The organism is Mycobacterium talmoniae (assembly GCF_001854525.1).
GTDB classification, from domain to species: Bacteria; Actinomycetota; Actinomycetes; order Mycobacteriales; family Mycobacteriaceae; genus Mycobacterium; species Mycobacterium talmoniae.
Genome location: NZ_MLQM01000114.1, coordinates 1 through 17478 on the forward strand (window position 1 = coordinate 1; position 17478 = coordinate 17478).

Genomic DNA, 17478 nt, shown 5'->3' on the forward strand with positions numbered 1-17478 from the left:
CGCCAAAAAACACGCCGCGGCAGCCCTTGCCAAACAACACCAAATCGCCTAGCGTTCAACATGACTCGTTGATCACAACGCGTGAACCACGCCCGATCCGAAGTCCACCACTCCACGGGACGCTATCTGTTATGGAGTTGGAGACCGGCATCGCCCGCGTACTGGGGCGAGTGTCCACGCTTCAGCTTGGCCGTTCCCACGGGCTGCGGGACGTCATGTTCACACGGGGCGAAGTCGACAAGTTGCTGCGAACCTCCTATCGGCTGCGCGAGTTGGGCGATGGCATCGACGCTGCGGCACGCCCATCAGACGTGGCAATCGAAATGGTCCGCGAGGCCGACGGATCGATCTTGGTTCTGCCGGCGTATCGGGCCCAGTCCGCTTAAGCGCTGGAGGCGGATGAAGTGGGTGCTGCGGAGCGGAGCGGGTCGGATTGGATGCGCACATCGATGCGCCACACGCCTCCTTTTGCTGTGGTCAGCGACAACAAAGTGACCCCCGCTGTCGGACCCGTCCACTAGCGTTGGCTCACTGTCAATCAGGAGGTCAGTGTGCTGTTTGAAGAGCTCAAGCCGGGGCTGCGTATCGGCGGGCTGATCCCCGCCGAAGTGGTGACGGTGATCTATGCGCAGTGGCACGGCACCGAGGCGCTGGAGCTGACCTACAAGACCAGCGGCGGCCAGCTCGGGCAGCAGGTCGTCTTTCGAAGGGACGCGGATAAGCTCAACGTCGCGCCGGCAGGAAGCCGTGCGTTCGATGCACCGGCAGGGGACTTCAAGCTGGTCGCCGAAGCCCAGCGGATCACCCTGGCCGGCCTGTTCGACCCGATGCTCGCAGTCGCCACCAGCGATGTGCGCCCGCTACCCCACCAGATTCGTGCCGTCTACGGCGAGCTGCTCCCCCGCACCCCGCTGCGGTTCCTGCTCGCCGATGACCCCGGCGCGGGCAAGACCATCATGGCCGGGCTGTACATCAAAGAGTTGATCCTGCGCGACGACGTCAAGCGGTGCCTGATCGTCGCCCCGGGCGGGTTGGTCGAACAGTGGCAAGACGAGTTGTTCTTCAAGTTCGGGCTGCGGTTCGACCTGCTGACCAATCAGCTCGTCGACGCCAACATCAACCTCAACGTCTTCGACACCAACCCCCTGCTGATCGCCAGGATGGATCAGCTGTCCCGCAACGAAGACCTGCAAGCGCTGCTCACCGACACTGAGTGGGATCTGGTGATCGTCGATGAGGCCCACCGCATGGGCGCCCACTACTTCGGCGGCAAGCTGGAGAAGACCAAGCGCTTCCTTCTCGGTGAGTTGCTCGGCCGAATTACGCGCCATCTGCTGTTGATGACGGCCACCCCGCACTCGGGTAAGGAAGAGGATTTCCAGCTGTTCTTGACGCTGCTGGACCGGGATCGCTTCGAGGGTAAGAACACCAAGACCGCCAACACCGACGGCATCATGCGGCGGATGGTCAAAGAGGACCTGCTGACGTTCGACGGCAAGAAACTCTTCCCGGAACGCAAAGCCGAAACAACGCCCTATGAACTGACCGCCGGCGAATATGACCTGTACGAGCAAGTCACGGCCTACGTGCGCGAGGGGATGAACCGGGCTGACCGGGTCGGTGGCAAACGCAAGAACACTGTTGGGTTCGCGCTGACCGTGCTGCAACGGCGCCTGGCGTCGAGCCCGGAGGCCATCTACAAGAGCCTGGTGCGCCGCACCGAGCGGCTGGAACGCAAGAAGCAGGAGATCCTCAACGGCACCTACGTCGACAAAGAACCCAGCATCAACCTGGGCGATCTGGATGACGATGATTTCAACGCCGAAGAAATCGAGGAACTCGAAGAAGAACTGATGGACGCGGCGACCGCCGCGCAGACCGTCGAGGAACTCGACGCCGAGCTACTCGAGCTTGCTGCCCTCACGAAGGTCGCCAAACAGGTCCGCGACGCCGGCACCGACCGCAAATGGACCGAGCTGAGCACGATCCTGCAAGACCACGCGTTGACCACCGACACCAACGGCTGGCCACGCAAGTTCATCATCTTCACCGAACACCGCGACACCCTCGACTACCTGAGCGCCAAGATCCGCTCCCTTTTGGGCAAACCGGCGGCAGTGCAGGCCATTCACGGTGGGGTACGCCGCAAGGAACGCAGGCTGATCACCGAGGAGTTCACCAAGAACCGCGACTGCCAGATCCTGATCGCCACCGACGCCGCCGGCGAAGGACTGAACCTGCAAGCCGCGCATCTGATGGTCAACTACGACCTGCCGTGGAACCCCAACCGCATCGAGCAGCGGTTCGGCCGCATCCACCGCATCGGCCAGGAAGAAGTATGCCGGCTATGGAACCTGGTCGCCACCAACACCCGCGAGGGTGACGTGTTTGCCCGACTACTCGAGAAAATCGAAGAGCAGCGTAAAGCGTACGGCGGCAAAGTGTTCGACGTACTTGGCGAGGCCTTCACCGGTACTCCGCTGCGGGATCTGTTGATGGAGGCGATCCGCTACGGCGATCTGCCCGAGGTCAAAGCCAGGATGCATGAGGTCATCGACGACCAGGTCGCCGAGGGGCTCAAGGAGCTCCTGACTGAGCGGGCGCTGGCCTCCGAGCATCTCGCCGAGGCCGACCTTGCCGCCCTGCGCGCTGCGATGGACGAGGCCCGGGCGCGGCGCCTGCAACCCCACTACATCGAACTGGCGTTCAAGGCAGCCTTTACCCGGCTCGGTGGGCGCATCGCCAAACGTGAACGCGGCCGCTACGAGATCGCCAATGTGCCCGCCCAGATCCGGGCCAGCAAGCACCAGCCCATCGCCACCAAATACGACCGGGTTAGCTTCGACCTCGCCCACATCGAAGGCGACGGAAAAACCCACGCCGACCTGCTTGCCCCCGGCCATCCCCTGCACGACGCCGTCATGGACGAGGCGGCCCGCCAACTGGGCGGCGCGCTCGATAACGGCACCGTGCTGGTCTCGGCGACGCTGGAGGAACCCCACCTGCTGGTCGGGGTGATCGAAGAGGTCGCCGACGCTACCGGCGCCAGCGTGGCGCGCCGGTTCGGATACGCCTACGTCGACAGCTTCGGCACCGTCACCCCCGCCGGCCCGGCGCCCTACCTCGACTGCGTTGCCGCCCCCGACGCACCAGCTGTGGCCGCCGCCCGGCGGCTGCCGTGGCTGGCCGAAGCTGAAGACCGGGCCACTAGCTGGATCATCGCCCATCAACTGCCCGAGTACCTCGCCGAAGTACAGCCCCGCCGCATCGCGGAGCTGACTAAGACTCGCCAACTGGTGACCTCGCGGCTGGAAAGCGAGCGGGACCGCCTGCTGCTCGACGCCGCGGTCGCCTCGGAAAAAGAGCACGCCGGCGAGAAACCGAAAGAGTCGTCCGACAGTCTCAACCGCAAAGCCGTCGACATCGATTTCCGGCTGCGAAAACGCCTGGAACTGCTCGATCAGCAGGCACTGATGTCCACCAAGCCGCCCCGGATCCTGACCGCTGCCCTGGTCCTGCCGCTCGGGATGTTGGAGGACGACCTACCGGCCAACACGCCCATGCACGCCAAGGAGACCAAGGAAGTCGAACGCCGCGGCGTCGACATGGTGCTGGCGCGGGAAAAAGAGTTGGGCCGCAAACCCGTTGAGCAGCCGTTCACCAACAAGGGTTTCGACGTGCTGTCCACGGCCGCCAACGGCGACACCTACCGGATTGAGGTGAAGGCCCGCCTGGCCGGCGCCGACGATTTCTTCATCACCCACAACGAGGTGATGACCGGCAAGAACGCCGTCCCCCGCTACCGGCTGGCCCTGGTCAGGGTCGACCCCCGCGGAGCGCAGTACGACGAGGTGCGCTACCTCGATGACCCGTTCGCCACCACCAATCTCGGTGACTTCGCCGCCACCGGCATCCGCGGCGATTGGAACAAGATGTGGGACAAAGGTAAGCAGCCGTTCTGACCGGCGCTCCCGCCATCGCCGGATCGGTTACGGTTCGCAATCACCAGCGAAGAGAGTTGAGGATGTAAGTGCAGAAGCGGAAGTTGATCGAGGTTGCGCTGCCGCTGGAGGCGATCAACCGGGAGTCGGCCCGGGAGAAGTCGATACGCCACGGCCACCCCTCAACCCTGCACCTGTGGTGGGCGCGCCGGCCGCTGGCCGCCGCCCGCGCGGTTTTGTTCGCCCAACTGGTCGACGACCCCTCCTCGCATCCGGAGGAGTTCCCCACCGAAGACCTGCAACGCAAGGAGCGCGAGCGGCTGCACAAGATCATCGAACGCCTCGTTGTCTGGGAGAACATTCAAGACGAGGCGCTGTTGGCCGAAGCGCACGCCGAGATCCTCAAATCCACCGACGGCAACCCGCCGCCGATTCTCGATCCGTTCGCCGGCGGCGGCACCATCCCGCTGGAAGCCCAACGCCTCGGGCTGGAAGCCCACGCCTCCGACCTGAACCCGGTGGCGGTGCTGATCAACAAGGCACTCATCGAGATTCCGCCGAAGTTCGCCGGCCGCGCCCCAGCCTCCCCCAACGTGGCAGCCGATGAGCTCGCGCACCCCTGGCCGCGCGCCACCGGGCTGGCCGAGGACGTGCGCCGCTACGGCCAATGGATGCGCGATGAAGCCGAAAAACGCATCGGACATCTCTACCCCAAAGCCGCCCTGCCCGATGGATCGAAAGCCACCGTGATCGCGTGGATCTGGGCCCGCAGCGTCACCTGCCCCAACCCCGCCTGCGGCATCGAAATGCCGCTAGTGCGCTCCTGGTGGCTGGGGAAGAAGAAAGGCAAAGAGGCCTACGTCGTACCGTCCGTGGTCGACGGCAAAGTCCACTTCGATATCGGGCACGACCCGAAAACCGCGCCCACCGCCGACACCGACGGCACCGTCGGACGGACCGGCGCAACCTGCATCGGTTGCGCAGCTGTGGTCGAACTCGAATACGTGCGTGAGGAAAGCCGCCGCGGCCGGATGGGTGCCCAGCTCATGGCCACCGTTGCCGAAGGAACCCGCACCCGCATCTACCTTGCTCCCACACCGCAACATGAGGCGGCGGCAGACGTGCAGCGGCCAGACGATGTACCAGCGGGCCAACTGTTTGACTGGCCCGGGCGCATCAACGTCGTCCGATACGGCCTTACTGAGTTTGCTGACCTCTTCACTCCGAGGCAGCTCACCGCACTCACCACATTCAGCGACCTCGTCACCGAAGCCCGCGAACACGTCCTCGTCGACGCCCGCGCCGCAGGCATGCCCGAAGGCGACCGCCTCGAAGCCGGCGGCACCGGAGCCGCCGCCTACGCCGACGCTGTCGCGACCTATCTGGGGTTGGCGGTCAGTAAGCTGACAGATCGCTGCTCAACCATCACCAACTGGTATGTCAGCCGAGAATCGACCAGCTCGACTTTTGCCCGACAGGCCTTGCCCATCACCTGGGACTTCGCGGAAACCTACACACTCGGCTCAAACACCGGGTCGTTCGCGAATTCCTATCTGTGGACCTGCGACACAATCGACCAGCTGTACGCGCGCGGTCCGGCATCAGTCGCGCAAGCGGATGCAACCACACGTTCCCTCGACGGCGGGTTGTTGATCTCGACTGATCCGCCGTACTACGACAACATCGGTTACTCAGATCTGTCGGACTACTTCTACGTGTGGCTACGTCGCTCTCTGCGGTCCGTCCATCCAGCGTTGCTATCCACGATGCTGGTTCCCAAAGCTGAGGAACTAGTTGCCAACCCGTACCGTCACGGCGGTAAGAATGGCGCACATAGGTTCTTCGAGGATGGATTCCGGGAGGTATTCCGACGGGCTCGCGAGTCGGCCTTGGTGGACTTCCCGATCACGGTCTACTACGCGTTCAAACAATCCGAAGCCACCGAGGTCGGCGAGGCTTCCACGGGCTGGGAAACCTTGCTTGAGGGAATGATTCGCTCCGGGTGGTCAATCACTGCAACCTGGCCGGTGCGCAGCGAAGCAAGTAACCGGATGCTGAGTGCTGGCACCAACGCGCTGGCCTCTTCAATTGTGTTGACGCTGCGTTCCCGCCCGGAGGGTGCGCCGCGAACCGACCGCCGTGAGTTCGTGGAGACGCTCAAGGCTGAACTTCCCGGCGCACTCACGGATCTACAGCAGGGTGCTATTGCTCCGGTTGACCTGCCACAAGCCGCGATCGGCCCGGGCATGGCGGTGTTCTCCCGGTATTCGGCCGTCTTGGAGCCGGACGGCTCGAAGATGTCGGTACGTTCTGCGCTCGCACGCATCAACGAGATTCTCGATCAGGTGCTCAATGAGCAGGAGGGCGATTTTGTTGCCGCCACCCGCTTCGCGATCGCATGGTATCGCCAGCACGGCTACGGTGTCGGCAAGTTCGGTGATGCCGACAACCTCGCGCGCGCCCGCAACACCAGCGTCGCCTCGATGGAACGCGAAGGCATTCTGACGTCCCGCGCCAGCAAGGTACAGCTGATCAAACCCGCCGACTTGAGTTGGGACTACGACGTCGTCACCGACCCCGACATCAGCGGATGGGAAGTACTGCACCACCTAATCAAGGTTCTGGAACGCGACGGCATCGCGCCAGCTGGGGACTTCCTCGGCGCGGCGCTGAGTCGTAGCGATGGCGCGGTGGATGCCGATCGGATAAAGGAGTTGGCGCACCTGCTGTTCCGCATCGCGGAAGGCAACGGATGGACGAAAGACGCGCTGAGCTTCAACACGCTGGTAACCAGCTGGCCGGAGATCATGGAAGTCGCGCGCGGTGCGAACGGGCAGCCCGCCAGTCAGCAAAGCTCATTTGACTTCGACGAGGAGGAGTAGATGGGTTTCCAAACGCCGAAGTACCCGCTGAAGGATCTGCTGGCTTGGACGACAACCGGCAAAGTACAGCTGCCGGACTTCCAGCGCGGCTACAAATGGGAAGACGAACGTATCCGCCAACTCCTGGTCACCGTCCTGCGGGGCCACCCGCTGGGTGTCGTGATGATGCTGGAGGCCGACAACGCCTATGTGCGATTCAAGCCTCGTCCGATTGATGGGATCACGTTCGACTCAGATACTGCATTGGAGTGGCTGCTACTCGACGGTCAGCAGCGGCTGACATCGCTGACACAGGCTTTGACAGCTGACGGCGTCGTTGCCACGAAGGACTCGCGCGGCAAGTTCATTGAGCGTCGATACTACCTGCGCATCGCCGATGCTCTTAAGGGCGATGAGATGATTGACGAAGCTGTCGTCTCAGTTCCGGGCGATGGCGTGATCAGGAGCAATTTCGGCAAGGACGTCGATCTCGACCTGTCCGATGAAGACAAGGAGCGCGCTCACGGGTTCTTTCCCTTGAGACTGCTCTACGACCCGTTCGCCGCCACCACGTGGCTGTCTAAGCTCGCCGACACCTCGCTGATGCCGACCATGATCGCCGAAGTCTTGAACCCTGCGGGCGCGTACGCGATTCCAGCCATTGTGCTCGATGATTCGACAAGCAAGGCCGCTGTCGCAACAGTTTTCGAGAAGGTCAACATCGGCGGCCTGCCGTTGAACGTGTTCGAACTGCTGACTGCCGTATACGCCGGTGACGCCGACTACTACGCCGAGAACGGCGATGACTTTCGACTCAATGACGACTGGACCGCGACCCGGGAACACCTCAGACCCTTCGCCGTGCTGGCCGGCCTAGAGAACACAGATTTCCTCCAGATCGTCAGCCTGCTGGCTTCGCTACACGGGCCAGGCGCGACGACTGCCCGCAAGGAGGACATCCTCAACCTCAAACTTCAGGACTACCTGACATGGGCTCCGCGGGTTCGGGACGCGTTGGTCTGGGTAGCTGGATTCCTGGACTCGCAGCACATCCATGTTGCTACGGACTTGCCGTACCCCAAGCAGCTTGTCCCGTTGGCGGCAATCAGGGTCGTTCTCAACGAGGATGCTGATGTACACGGCATAAACAAGCGGATCCAGCAATGGTTTTGGTGCGGTGTGCTCGGCGAGTTGTACGGCGGTGCCATCGAGAGCCGGTTTGCGCGCGACATCGAGCAGGTACCCGCATGGGCCAAATCGCTTGGCGACAAATCGGTGCCTCAACCCAAGACGGTCGAGGATGCGAACTTCTTCGAGTCGCGCCTGCACTCGATGCGCACTCGAAATTCCGCTGCGTACAAGGGCGTTTACGCCTTGCTGATGGGCCAGCACACCCGGGACTGGATGTTCAACCAGCCGTTTGACAAGGCCGCGTTTCTCGCGCTGCAGGTCGACATCCACCACATCTTCCCCAAGGCTTGGTGCATCAAGCACGGCATCGACCAGGAACGGCGCGAAAGCATCGTCAACAAGACGCCCCTCGCCAAGAAGACCAACATCAAGTTGAGCGGCAACGCACCGTCGGCATACCTCAAAGCGCTCGAATCCGCTGCCGGGATCCCGACCTCAGAGCTTGATGAGGTCATCGCAGCTCACCTGATCGACGTGGCAACGCTGCGCGCCGATGACTTCGATGTGTTCTTCACAAAACGCCGCGAAGCCCTGTCGCAGTTGATCGAGAATGCCATGGGAAAACCCGTTGCGCGCGAACCAATTGACGTTGGGGGCATCGAAGGTGCAGCTGCATTTGAAGCGGAACCCGATGACCCTGACAGCGATGATGACGACCTGGTGGAGGAAGTGATCTAGCCATGGCATTAAGCAACAGAGATCGCATCAACAAGATGTTCGAGATCATCGCCCCTCCGCTGGATGACTTCATCTCATTGGTGATCGGGCAGGGCGACCCCGCGCTGGGTGCGGCCTGGCCGAAACTCGTGCAGACCAAAGACGGGGCATCCAGCCCCAAAACGTACAGCGCTCACGACCCGCAGGTGCAGTTCCGAATCCTGACCGAGTCGAACATCACCGCAGGGTTCAAGAAGGGCTGGTATCCGTTCACCAAGACACTGGGCAAGGCGGGCGAATCATTCGCCATTGAACTGCGCGAAGTCCGAAACAACTGGGCGCACAACGGGACTTTCACCGATGACGACGCCTACCGCGCTCTCGACACTGGCGAGCGACTGCTCAAACTGATCAACGCCACCGCTGAGGCAGCGGAGTTGCAGGCGATCCGGCTCAACCTACGCCGCGTCACCGCCGACAAGGACGACAAGAAGGCCCTCAAGGCCGCCGTCGATAATCCCGAAGCCGCCGGGCTCAAGCCGTGGCGCGAGGTCCTGCCGCCGCACGACGACGTGGCCACCGGCAATTTCGCCGCCTCCGAATTCGCCGCCGACCTCTACAAGGTGGCCTTCGGTGGCGAACAAGATTCCGGCTACGCCAACCCAGTCGAGTTCTTCCGTCGCACCTACCTCACCGAAGGCCTGAGCGATCTGATCGGGCGCGCCGTGCGTCGGCTGTCCGGTGATGACAACGCACCGCCGGTAATCAACCTGCAGACCAACTTCGGTGGCGGCAAGACCCACTCCATGCTCGCGCTCTGGCACGTTGCGTGCGGACTACCAATCGGCGAGTTCCCACAGGAGGCCCAAGAGTTGCTGGGCGCCAACGGCTATGCGGGCGCCAAGGCGAATCGGGTGGCGATCGTCGGCAACCACATCAGCCCATCCGGGATGGTCAAAGACGACGGCACCAAGGTCAACACCATCTGGGGCGAGCTCGCATGGCAGCTCGGCGGCAAGGCCGGCTACGACATGGTCGCCACTGCGGACGCCAACCGAACCCATCCAGGCGAGGCGCTGCATGAGCTGCTGGCCAAATACTCCCCCGCAGTCATTTTGATCGATGAGTGGGTGGCCTACGCCCGCTCCCTAGTCGGCCGCGATGATCTAGCAGGTGGCACCTTCGATGACCAGTTCACCTTTGCGCAGACGTTGACTGAGTCGGCTAAGGGCACTTCCGGTGTGCTGCTGGTGATCTCAATCCCCGCCTCTGAAACCGGTGACAGTGGCGGCCAGATCGTCGCCGGCAACGCCGAAGAAGTCGGTGGCGCCCACGGACTGGAGGCGCTCAAGCGGCTGCAGAACGTGGTGCGCCGGGTCGCCGAGCAGTGGCGTCCGGCCTCGTCCGTCGAGGCCTACCAGATCGTGCGGCAACGACTGTTCAAGCAAGCCGACGCGGCCGCTCTGGCCTCGATCAGTGCCACCGCCCGCGCCTATATCGATATGTACCGCAAGTACACCGACGACTTCCCGCGGGAGTCCCGCGACGCCGCCTACGAGGATCGGATCAAGCAGACCTATCCAATCCACCCGGAGTTGTTCGACCGACTCTATGAACAGTGGTCGTCGCTGGAGCGGTTCCAGCGCACCCGCGGTGTGCTGCGGCTGATGAGTACCGTCATCCACGCCCTGTGGACCGGTGAGGACGCTTCGCCGCTGATCATGCCCGGGTCGATCCCGCTGGCCACCTCGAATGTGAATTCCGAGCTCACCCAGTATCTGCAGGATTCGTGGAAGGCGATCATCGACGCCGACGTCGACGGGCCCAATTCCGAGCCGGCGCGTATCGATGTGGAAAAGCCACTGTTCGGGCAGCGGTCGCTGACCAAACGGCTGGCGCGCACGGTGTTCTTCGGGGCTGCGCCCACTATCGGCTCGGCCCACAAGGGTCTGGAGACCCAACGGGTGTTCCTCGGCACCGCAGTGCCCGGGGATGTACCGGGCAATTTCCATGCCGCGCTGACCCAGCTCGCCGACCGGGCTACCTACTTCTATTCCGGGTCTGGCAAATACTGGTATGACCTGCAGGCCAACATCACCCGCACCGCCCGCGATCAGGCCGACCGGCTGCACAAGGAAGATGTGTGGGCCGAGATCGTTCGCCGGCTGCAAGGCCAGGCCCGTACCCGCGGTGATTTCGCCGGAGTGCATGTCTGCCCGGAGACCAACGTCGACATCCCCGACACCGAGGAAGCTCGGCTGGTGATCCTGCACCCGAAGGTCGCCCACAAGCGAGGTGCTGACTCGGTGGCGAAGGAGTTCGCGTACAAGGCGACTGAGAACCGCGGAACCGCCAATCGCACCAACCGCAACATGTTGGTCTACCTGGCGGCTGACGAGGCTCGGCTGCAAGAGCTCGACACCGCGGCCCGCGACTATCTCGGTTGGACTCATGTGTTGGCCAACGAAGCCGACCTGGACCTGACCCAGAACCAGAAGAACCAGGCCACCCAGCGCCGGGCGCAGGCTGATCAGACCGTTAGCGGCCGGCTGCTGCAGACCTTCACCTGGGCACTGATTCCTTCCCAGCCGGACCCGGGCGCCCCGTTCGTGGTTCGGGAGACCAAGGTCGAAGGCCAATCCGATTCACTGGCGGACCGCGTGTCTCGCCGGCTCGGTAGTGACGGTGATCTGTCTGTGCGGCAGGCCGCTACCACTATCAGGTTGGCGATCGGCAAGGTTCCCAAGATTTGGAAGGGCGGCCACGTCTCACTCGGCGCGCTGTGGGCGCTGTACTGCCAGTACCCGTACATGCCGCGGCTGCGCGATCGTCGGGTACTCGACGGGGGCATCGTGGATTTGCCGATGCTCTGGCAGACCGACGCGTTCGCGTTGGCAACCGGCTATGACGAAGTGACCGAGCGGTACATCGGACTGTGGACTCCTGATGACAAGGCTGCAGCTCCCCCTGCGACGGATACGCTACTGCTGGTGCGTCCGGATGTCGCAGTCAAGCAGCGTGAAGACGAGCCCACGCCTGGCCCAAAGCCACCGGAACCACCCGGCCCACCGGGTCCCCCCGGCCCTCCGAAACCCCCGATCGACATCGCGTTCCCAACCCGTTTCTATGGTGTCAAGACGCTCAGCGCCGACAAGATCGCGCTGGACTTCAAGAACATCGCCGACGAGGTGATCACCCACCTACGCGAGCAGGGCGTCAACCTCACCGTGCGGATCGAGATCGAGGCCACTGATGCGACTGGCTTCGATGAGAACAAGATTCGCACCGTGTCCGAAAACGCGAAGACGCTGAAGTTCGACCAGTCCGGTTTCGAGTCAGCCTGATGAGTTCTTGCGGATTCGCACTTGCCATATCAAATGCCTTACATCGTTATGAGGTTCGCGCATGGCAGGATGACCCGCGAACGCTGGGGCGCTGACCGTCCGCGATCGCGAAGAATGAAGACAATTGGACGGGCACGATATGGCAAGTGAACCTGTGAGGACAGTGCAGGACGTTCTGGCCCGGTTCGAGTCGGCGTTTTCAGATTTCACCGCTGCCTTCAACGAAGGTCAATACGTCCTATGGCTTGGCTCGGGAATCTCTCGCGATCGGGTGCCGAATGTCTATGCACTCCTCGTACGCGTCTTGGAGCACCTCCGTTCGAATATCGTCGACGGTGACACGGATTGTGCCTACCGCACGGCCCTCGGGGAGATGTTGCGGCTAGCTGGCCTAGTGCGCGAAGAGCTGGAGAGCATCGACTTCTCGATCGCTGTCGATGAATGGCCACTGCGGGAACGCATTGTCTCAACCCTGGTCACGAACTACTCACGTGTTCTCGACGTGCTTGTGGGCGATGACAACCCCGACGACTATCTGGTGTGGACTGGTCTCGACGTCCCGAACACGTATGGGTCGCCCGACCTTGAGCCCGATGTAGAACATTACTGCATCGCAATTCTAATGCTCGAGGGGCTGGTCGCGTCGGCGGTAACGGCGAACTGGGATGGGCTCCTTGAAAAAGCGCTGGTTGAACTTACGCCGGCGTTCGGTTCGCTGGTTCGGGTTGCCGTGAAGCCGGACGATTTTCGTATTGTCGGGCCGCGCATCGACGTCATCAAGTTCCATGGTTGTGCGGTTCGTGCCCGAGAAGAGGAGACCGAATACCGGAACTTGCTCATAGCTCGTGAATCACAGATCTCAGGATGGACTCAGCAGCCAGAGAACAGGTCGATGCGCAAGCACCTTGAGGTGCTGTACACGGACCGGTTGACATTGATGGTTGGACTGTCAGCGCAGGACGCGGATCTCCATACGGTGTTCGCAACCGCGATCCAGGACTTGGGTCGGCCGTGGCCGGCATCGCCCCCCGCGGTTGTTTTCAGCGAAGAGCACCTGGAGTCTTATCACCGGAACGTTCTCAAACTTACCTACGGTTCGAATCACCGGGGGAATGCCGCGGCTATCGCGCAGTCCGCACTTCTTGGTGCGTACGGCAAGCCGACGTTGCTGGCGCTGGTTCTGTCATCGCTCACCGACAAGTTGAGCTTCTTGATTGAGCATGGCACAGGGACCGCATGGGGTTCGGCTGCTGTGAAGCAATTGCAGACGGACCTCCTTAGCCTCCGTGACTCGGTAGCGAGTCATGCCGACCCCGACAACCACGAGGCGCTTGAGTACTCGGCAAAGGCGCAGTTCCAACGAGAGTTCCTTGCGCGTCTCATCAGCGTGGTCAACTCGGCGCTGACCGTTTTTCGCACAGGCCGTATGCCGTCCGCAGGTAACGGCCACTATGAACCGCTGTCGGACCGTCCTGTCAACCAGGCGGTTCACAGCGCAGATTTTCCTTCGAAGCAGTTCGGGCGGCTCGGTGTGGCGCTGGCCTTGATTGGTCGTGGACTTGCCTTGGGACATTGGTCGGCCGTGCCGGGCGATGGCGAGGAGCCCGGCAACGGCGTGGTTCGCCTAGTCACTGGACAGCGGGATGCCAGGGTGTTTTTTGTGAAGGACGCCACGACGTCCACGAAACTTGAGTTGGAGAGTTCGTTCGACGACAGCGATGAGGATGTGCTGATCGTCGTCGCTGATGAGGAGCCCCCTCGCTTTACCCGGTCTCCGAAACCCCGTTTCGGTCGTGACGGCAAACCCGGCCCTGGTCGGTTCAACGTCGCGTCGAGCATCGCTGACACGGCCTCAGCCGATGACCTGTACGAAGCGTTTAGACTGGCGGGAGGATTCTGATGACAAGCGTTCAAGAAGTCCTCACTGTGCTGGAGAACGCCGACTTTGAACGTCTTCGGAAGCCGTTAACGGTTGCCGGTACAGAGTTCGACTTCGAGGCCGCTGCCCGCGGTACGCGCAATTCGCATGACCTAGTTTTGGTCGCAACAGACCAAGTACCGCGCCGGCGCCTGCATCGTCTCGTTGCGGGTTTGGCTCGTTCACTTGACCTAGCCGCATCGCGCCGACCTATGAGTCTCGTACTCATCGGTGGAATCGCAACATCTGACCGAAGCGAGCTGGAGCGTTATGCCCGCGTCCTACCCATCGCATCCACGACGCCCGATATCGCCGAGATCGAGGAAGCCGTTGCTGTTCTACTTCCGCTCAAACTGCCGAACGCGGACCTCGTCCACGGGAGCGATCCAGCCAACGAAGTGATGGCGGCACTCGGTCCCCTGAAGGCAACACCGGACCATATTGCGCTCATCCAGGCTGCGGCCGACGGACCTGGCGCAGTGCGAGAGGCCCTCCGCCAGTACGCGAACGAAGGAGCAGGTTGGACTGACGAGATGGAAGACGAAGATGAGTGATCTCCCCATCCGTCGCTTGATGGTCTCCGACTTTCGTCGCATCGAAGGCACACGCGAACTGCCGTTCGATGCACCCGTCGTCCTCATCCACGGCCCCAACGGCACAGGCAAGACCAGCGTCCTGTCCGCGCTTGAGCTGGCCTTGACCGGCCACATTCGGAGCATGGAACGACAATCTGACCGCTACCGATCTCATCTGCCATTCTTCGGGCAGTTGTACGCAACCGTTCGAGCCGACGTCGCCGACTACCTCCAGGCGGGCACCCCCGGCGTTCCGTTGACTGTAAACGGCGCGCGTTTGGAGGGCACCCCGGCGTTCAACAATTCGGCCGCGAAATTCTACGCTGAACGGTGCTACCTGGACCAATCATCCCTAGGGCGCCTGCTCGACTTGTACCAAGCGCGCGAGGGCAACCAACAGACAGCCCTCGAAAAGTTTGTGAACGAACTCCTCGGTCTTGAGAAACTGGACGCCCTTCGCGACGGGCTCAGCGACGCACATGACCTCAGGCTCCTCAAGAAGCTCGCAGTCGGCGTTGACGAAGCCGACCGCGAAGCGAAGGCAGCGGCGACTGAACTCAAGGAGCAGACCGCGGTGCGCGCCGAGGTCCGGGCGGAGATCGTCAACTCGCGGGTCGCGACCCGCGAGGCCCTCGCTAGACTCCGAACCGTTCCGACTGACGGCATGACTGATAGCGACCTTCTTGGGTTCGTCCGGTCGGCACTCAACGACGACACCGCCGGTGCCGAATCTGCGGCTGCCGCGAAAGTGCACCAGGAACTAATAGCCTTGGGCGGCCGCATCTCAGCACTGAGAGAACGCCCGACCACGCAACGAATCCACGATGCCCGCACTGCGTTGGTGGCTGCGACCGCCGACAAAGAGGCGTGGGAGGCCACGGACGGGGTAAAGGTCAGGGCGTGGGAAGGAGCAGCACAAGCTGTTGGCGTCGACCCTCGAAGCGACCCCCGCATCGCTGTCGAGCACGCCAGGACTCTGGCCCTCCAGGAGTTGGACAACGACTCCGAAATTCGCGCGCGGGCCGGCGCGGTCAGCGCCCAACTTGAAGCTGACCGAGTTGAGTTGGACGGCCTTCAAACTCGGCTCGCCGTTGCTCACGAGCATTCGAGTGCCCTCGTCGAGAGCCTGGCTGCGCTCCGAACCGTAATCGACAACAGCAGCATGTGCCCAGTTTGCGACCGCGACTTCACCGAAACCGGGCCGCATAGCCTCCTCGCGCACATCGACGAAAAACTGGCTGCACTCACCACTCACGGGCAGCAGCTTGTCGATCTTCGCAGCGAGCGCGACCGGCTGGCGGCACGTGTCACCCGAGCGGGAGTTGACTACACGCAGCTCACGGCCCAACTCCTACCCGCCGACCAGCGGTTGGCCCTCGAACAACGCCACGAAGAACTTGTTGAACTGAACGCCGAGGTCGGCGAAATCGAGGCTGCCAAGTCCCACGGCGCGGATCTCATCCGGCGTGTGAATGACCTTCAGCAATCGCTCGACAACCTTGAGACGGCTTCGTCGGAAGAGCGCCACATCAGCAGCGAATTGGCCAGATACGCGGCCCTTCTGCAGATTAACGTATCGCCGGCGTTCGATTCGTTCCAGGCAGTGTCGGCCGAACTGCTCGATCGGGCCGAAGCAGAAGTTGCCCGCCTTTCCGATATCGCTAACCAGCAACGGAACGTGGTCAACGAAGCAGCCCGCCTCGCAGCCGCCCTCGAACGCGAATCAGTCATTCTTCAACGTCTCGCTGACCTCGCCGAACACAAAAAGCAGTGGGACGACCGGGTCACTGAAGCGAAGCGCCGACAAGGAGTAGCGAAGGAAGTCCACGAAGCCGCAACACAAGCACGCACCAGAATCGTCCACCGTGTCTTCACTGAGTCCCTTAACGAGGTCTGGAAGACCGTGTTCACCAGGCTCGCGCCGAGCGAAGGCTTCATCCCAAGCTTCGGCATCCCCAGCGCTACCAAGAAGACGTTCGACATCAAGTTGGAGACCACCCACCGCAACGGCGAAGCCAGCGGCCCGCCCCAGATGATGCTGTCTGCGGGCAATCTGAACACCGCAGCGCTCTCCCTGTTCCTCGCGCTCCACCTCGCCGTCGAGCCCATCGTCCCGTGCCTCGTCTTCGACGACCCCGTGCAAGCCATGGACGAAGTCCACGTCGCACAGTTTGCTGGCCTCATCCGCCTCCTCGCGAAACAGAACGAGCGACAAGTCGTCGTTGCCGTCCACGAACGCGAACTGTTCGATTACCTGAGCCTCGAACTCAGCCCGGCCTACGAAGGCGACGAACTGATCACTATCGAGCTCGGCGACCGCGCCAGGGAGGAAGACCAAGGCATCACCCGCCATGTGTGGACGCCAGATCCCGCCATAGCCAACTGATTACTCCTGGCGTGCCCCCCGGTGAATGAGTCCGCCGTGTTTTAGAGTCCTGTGGCCCCCGGTTGGGGTCAGAAGGGACGATGAATCACATGGCTGGCCGGAAGAAGCATTCCGCCGAGGCGCAGATTAGCCGAACGGGCCGACACCGTGAGCGCAGCCGACCAACCCGCGGCTACTAAACCCGTCGTCGAAAGCGAACCAGGTTCACCAACCCCATTCGTCACCGGGTGTCGCGCTAGTGCTTGCACTCTGCGCAAGCTCATACCTGGAGGTTCCCCTGTGGCCCACGACAACACCAATAACCTGCCCGCATCGCCGCAATTGGGCGGGCCTGCCCGCTGGGCACGATGCGTCCAAACTAGAATTCGTCACCAGCGGCGTTCGACAGGTGTCATAGCGACCGCTGAGCAACGGTGATGCCAAGTGCCGGCGGCGACCTTGGGTGAAGTTTTGGACAAGCCGCCAGGTCGGCACCTATTGGGTAAGTCCCCTGGGGTGGTGGGGTTTCGGGACCGGGGCTGATCTGGACGGATCCCTGTTGGGGTGTGTCGATACCGGGCTTGGGGTGGGCCATCGCGTAGTGGTCAATGAGTTACCTACCAAAG

The 17478-nt window shown here is 62.4% G+C and carries 8 protein-coding genes; all 8 read left to right on the forward strand.

The window, feature by feature from the left end; translation table 11 throughout:
* The first annotated feature begins 131 nt into the window (after positions 1 to 131).
* The 8 genes from BKN37_RS18395 (at position 132) to BKN37_RS18430 (ending at position 16873) form a co-directional block, all read left to right on the forward strand.
* Positions 132 to 386: a hypothetical protein gene (locus tag BKN37_RS18395; protein ID WP_071028412.1), complete on the forward strand. Its 255-nt coding sequence runs from the start codon at positions 132 to 134 to the stop codon at positions 384 to 386.
* Between the two features lie 165 nt (positions 387 to 551).
* On the forward strand, positions 552 to 3962 hold the full coding sequence (locus BKN37_RS18400) for a helicase-related protein (RefSeq protein ID WP_071028413.1): 3411 nt from the start codon (positions 552 to 554) through the stop codon (positions 3960 to 3962).
* Between the two features lie 68 nt (positions 3963 to 4030).
* Positions 4031 to 6823, forward strand: coding sequence for a DUF1156 domain-containing protein (locus BKN37_RS18405; RefSeq protein WP_071028414.1), 2793 nt, complete (start codon positions 4031 to 4033; stop codon positions 6821 to 6823).
* On the forward strand, positions 6824 to 8671 hold the full coding sequence (locus BKN37_RS18410; RefSeq protein WP_071028415.1) for a DUF262 domain-containing protein: 1848 nt from the start codon (positions 6824 to 6826) through the stop codon (positions 8669 to 8671).
* A gap of 2 nt (positions 8672 to 8673) precedes the next feature.
* Complete coding sequence (locus tag BKN37_RS18415; RefSeq protein WP_207547258.1) at positions 8674 to 11994, forward strand: DUF499 domain-containing protein; 3321 nt, start codon at positions 8674 to 8676, stop codon at positions 11992 to 11994.
* A gap of 163 nt (positions 11995 to 12157) precedes the next feature.
* Entirely contained in the window at positions 12158 to 13894 is a 1737-nt protein-coding gene (locus BKN37_RS18420; protein ID WP_071028416.1) for an SIR2 family protein, read from the forward strand.
* Positions 13894 to 14466, forward strand: coding sequence for a hypothetical protein (locus BKN37_RS28910; RefSeq protein ID WP_131823639.1), 573 nt, complete (start codon positions 13894 to 13896; stop codon positions 14464 to 14466). The genes BKN37_RS18420 and BKN37_RS28910 overlap by 1 nt, the downstream gene beginning before the upstream one ends.
* Positions 14459 to 16873 carry an AAA family ATPase gene (locus tag BKN37_RS18430; RefSeq protein ID WP_083341883.1) on the forward strand — a complete coding sequence of 805 codons (2415 nt, stop codon included), beginning with the start codon at positions 14459 to 14461 and terminating at the stop codon, positions 16871 to 16873. The genes BKN37_RS28910 and BKN37_RS18430 overlap by 8 nt, the downstream gene beginning before the upstream one ends.
* The last annotated feature ends 605 nt before the right edge of the window (positions 16874 to 17478 follow it).